The 3,006-nt window shown below is 55.9% G+C and carries 3 protein-coding genes and 5 pseudogenes; 4 read left to right on the top strand and 4 right to left on the bottom strand.

All coding sequences use genetic code 11. The features are described from left to right. Window positions 1-95: pseudogene (locus OCI36_RS13245) on the bottom strand (transposase); the annotation flags it as partial. A gap of 6 nt (window positions 96-101) precedes the next feature. On the opposite strand from OCI36_RS13245, the pseudogene OCI36_RS13240 reads away from it, so the two are divergent. Beyond that, window positions 102-332: pseudogene (locus OCI36_RS13240) on the top strand (transposase); the annotation flags it as partial. Window positions 333-363: 31 nt separating this feature from the next. Here the strand turns inward: OCI36_RS13240 and OCI36_RS13235 are convergent. After that, window positions 364-1,026 (bottom strand): annotated as a pseudogene (locus OCI36_RS13235) (transposase); the annotation flags it as partial. 60 nt (window positions 1,027-1,086) lie between these two features. Here OCI36_RS13235 and OCI36_RS13230 point away from each other — a divergent pair. Continuing rightward, window positions 1,087-1,566 (top strand): hypothetical protein, encoded by a 480-nt coding sequence (locus OCI36_RS13230; protein WP_261665172.1) that lies wholly within the window; start codon window positions 1,087-1,089, stop codon window positions 1,564-1,566. On the opposite strand, the pseudogene OCI36_RS13225 reads toward OCI36_RS13230, so the two are convergent. Next, window positions 1,549-1,779, bottom strand: a pseudogene (locus OCI36_RS13225) (transposase); the annotation flags it as partial. The gene OCI36_RS13230 and the pseudogene OCI36_RS13225 overlap by 18 nt on opposite strands. On the opposite strand from OCI36_RS13225, the pseudogene OCI36_RS13475 reads away from it, so the two are divergent. Together OCI36_RS13475 and OCI36_RS13220 are read left to right on the top strand one after the other, a co-directional pair. Next, window positions 1,762-1,809 (top strand): annotated as a pseudogene (locus tag OCI36_RS13475) (hypothetical protein); the annotation flags it as partial. The pseudogenes OCI36_RS13225 and OCI36_RS13475 sit on opposite strands and share 18 nt — an antisense overlap. A 6-nt stretch (window positions 1,810-1,815) precedes the next feature. After that, window positions 1,816-1,986 (top strand): hypothetical protein, encoded by a 171-nt coding sequence (locus tag OCI36_RS13220; protein WP_409996749.1) that lies wholly within the window; start codon window positions 1,816-1,818, stop codon window positions 1,984-1,986. 31 nt (window positions 1,987-2,017) lie between these two features. On the opposite strand, the gene OCI36_RS13215 is transcribed toward OCI36_RS13220, so the two are convergent. Then, a complete protein-coding gene (locus OCI36_RS13215) occupies window positions 2,018-3,001 on the bottom strand; it encodes an IS4 family transposase (RefSeq protein ID WP_261663408.1) in 984 nt (327 codons plus the stop codon). Between the last annotated feature and the right edge of the window lie 5 nt (window positions 3,002-3,006).

Here is a 3,006-nt window from a genome sequence, read left to right as displayed (position 1 = left end):
TGGGCACAAAAGTTCCCCAACACATTGCGCTTGACGTAGGCCCACACCAACTCGATCGGGTTCAACTCTGGAGCATACGGAGGCAGAAAGATCAGAGAGAGGCGTTCGTGGGAACCCACGAACGCCTCTCTCTGATCTTTCTGCCTCCGTATGCTCCAGAGTTGAACCCGATCGAGTTGGTGTGGGCCTACGTCAAGCGCAATGTGTTGGGGAACTTTTGTGCCCACTCCATCAGAGCGCTGAAAAAGAGGCTTGTCACCGCCTGGCAGCGGGTCCGCTATATTCACCTGCCCCGTCAGCTTATGGACGCCAACTTACGCCGCTATCAATAGTAATTGAAAGACGGGGAATCTGATTTACCTCTCAGTAGGTGACAACTTCACTTCCAGCCCCTCCTGGTGGGCAAAAAGGCTGGGTCAACAGGTCTAGGACAGCCATGAACTGTTGTGGTTTCCATCGTAAGGCATCCACGAGATGCTGAGCACCGTACCGCACCAGACTGACCGCTCTACGACCATGCTTGAGAATGGGGATGGACTGGGTCTGGCTGAGCCAGACCCCCAAGCGCAAACAAAACATCCAGGCCAGTGTCACCAAGCCGAAGAGCCGCTGAAGACGGCTCCTTTCCGTCATCCCAGTCCGCTCCAGGTCGAAGCCTCGCTTCTTGAAGCTGCTGAAGGTGCACTCGATTGACCAGCGCTGCTTGTACAGCTTCCAGGTCTTCCGAGCGCTGAAATCTGTGGCAATGATGACGAGGTCACCTGTGGATGACCTCGTCGCGACCACCCGCATGAGTTCGCCAAACACGAACACCTTTTCGTCGATTTCATGGAAATGACCGTGCTGGACGTGCTTAAACCATTCCTTCCCATTCATGTCGTCCAGCATGTCGCTGTGCCGAATGCGGATCGCCCGCTTGATGCCTTGACGACGGAGAAAACGGAACCACTCCGCACCGATGAACTCACGGTCAGCCACCAGGCCTTGCCAGCGTTTCGCTGGCAAGACGCGGAGGAGCTTCAATACTCAGAACTTGCACCTGAATAGGCGGACAAAAAGCGCTCCCAGAGCTGAAATTCTGGAAGTGTGTACAAACAGGTTTCAGGGGAGCGCACCCATATTCTCTCACAGCGGATTCTGGACATTCCAGAGACGCTGTACCAACGGCGAAGCCTGGAGGCTTCGCTGCACCTCTTCCACAGTCCAGGTCAGAAGACCAAGTTCAGCCAGGCTGAGGGAGTCAGCCCCAGTGCACTCAGCCGTTTCTTCAACATCTACGACTGGGATTCAGACCGTTGCTGGGAAGAGATGCAGGACACCCAATGGCGCATCCTGCTGGATACAGCTCGTCACAAACGCAGACCTCGTCTGCGGCTCAGCGTGGATCTGACCACGGTGGAAAAGGTGGGGACTCAGCTGCCCTATGTCAGTGTCTACAACGGCAGGCACGGCATTCATCTGGTGGTCTTGTTCGCCGAGTATGGGGAACTGAAGTTCCCCATTTCTTACCGGGTCTACCAGGGCAAGTACACCAGCACTCCCGTCACGTTATTGATAGCGGCGTAAGTTGGCGTCCATAAGCTGACGGGGCAGGTGAATATAGCGGACCCGCTGCCAGGCGGTGACAAGCCTCTTTTTCAGCGCTCTGATGGAGTGGGCACAAAAGTTCCCCAACACATTGCGCTTGACGTAGGCCCACACCAACTCGATCGGGTTCAACTCTGGAGCATACGGAGGCAGAAAGATCAGAGAGAGGCGTTCGTGGGAACCCACGAACGCCTCTCTCTGATCTTTCTGCCTCCGTATGCTCCAGAGTTGAACCCGATCGAGTTGGTGTGGGCCTACGTCAAGCGCAATGTGTTGGGGAACTTTTGTGCCCACTCCATCAGAGCGCTGAAAAAGAGGCTTGTCACCGCCTGGCAGCGGGTCCGCTATATTCACCTGCCCCGTCAGCTTATGGACGCCAACTTACGCCGCTATCAATAGTAATTGAAAGACGGGGAATCTGATTTACCTCTCAGTAGGTGACAACTTCACTTCCAGCCCCTCCTGGTGGGCAAAAAGGCTGGGTCAACAGGTCTAGGACAGCCATGAACTGTTGTGGTTTCCATCGTAAGGCATCCACGAGATGCTGAGCACCGTACCGCACCAGACTGACCGCTCTACGACCATGCTTGAGAATGGGGATGGACTGGGTCTGGCTGAGCCAGACCCCCAAGCGCAAACAAAACATCCAGGCCAGTGTCACCAAGCCGAAGAGCCGCTGAAGACGGCTCCTTTCCGTCATCCCAGTCCGCTCCAGGTCGAAGCCTCGCTTCTTGAAGCTGCTGAAGGTGCACTCGATTGACCAGCGCTGCTTGTACAGCTTCCAGGTCTTCCGAGCGCTGAAATCTGTGGCAATGATGACGAGGTCACCTGTGGATGACCTCGTCGCGACCACCCGCATGAGTTCGCCAAACACGAACACCTTTTCGTCGATTTCATGGAAATGACCGTGCTGGACGTGCTTAAACCATTCCTTCCCATTCATGTCGTCCAGCATGTCGCTGTGCCGAATGCGGATCGCCCGCTTGATGCCTTGACGACGGAGAAAACGGAACCACTCCGCACCGATGAACTCACGGTCAGCCACCAGGCCTTGCCAGCGTTTCGCTGGCAAGACGCGGAGGAGCTTCAATACCAACCACATACGGGCGTAGGTGTGGCTGTTCCCGGACTCATCAAGAGGAACCCAAATCAGGGGCAGGGTGAAGCCATGAACCACGGCTCCAAGCACCAGAAAATTGATGGGCGTTTCCCCATGCTCCCAATTGGTGCGGTCCAGACTCAGCAACACCTTCCCCGGTGGAAGATGGACGACGAGCAGAGCGATGAAAAAGTCCATGTCCAGCTGCTCATCCCGGAAGGTGCGGTCTGCCCGCCTTTTCTTAGCCTGGGGCATGCTGATACCCGGCATGTGGGCACTCAGGTCGTGATGATTGATGCTCCTCGCGGCAATCATCGCCA

The sequence above is a fragment of the Deinococcus sp. Marseille-Q6407 genome, from assembly GCF_946848805.1.
In the GTDB taxonomy this organism is placed as follows: domain Bacteria; phylum Deinococcota; class Deinococci; order Deinococcales; family Deinococcaceae; genus Deinococcus.
The sequence above is the reverse complement of the archived record's forward strand: the minus strand, read 5'-3'. Positions and strand labels throughout refer to the sequence as shown.

Bases quoted from the DNA above. Each gene is read 5' to 3' on its own strand.
- OCI36_RS13215 (WP_261663408.1), bottom strand. From the start codon at position 3,001: ATGATTGCCGCGAGGAGCATCAATCATCACGACCTGAGTGCCCACATG.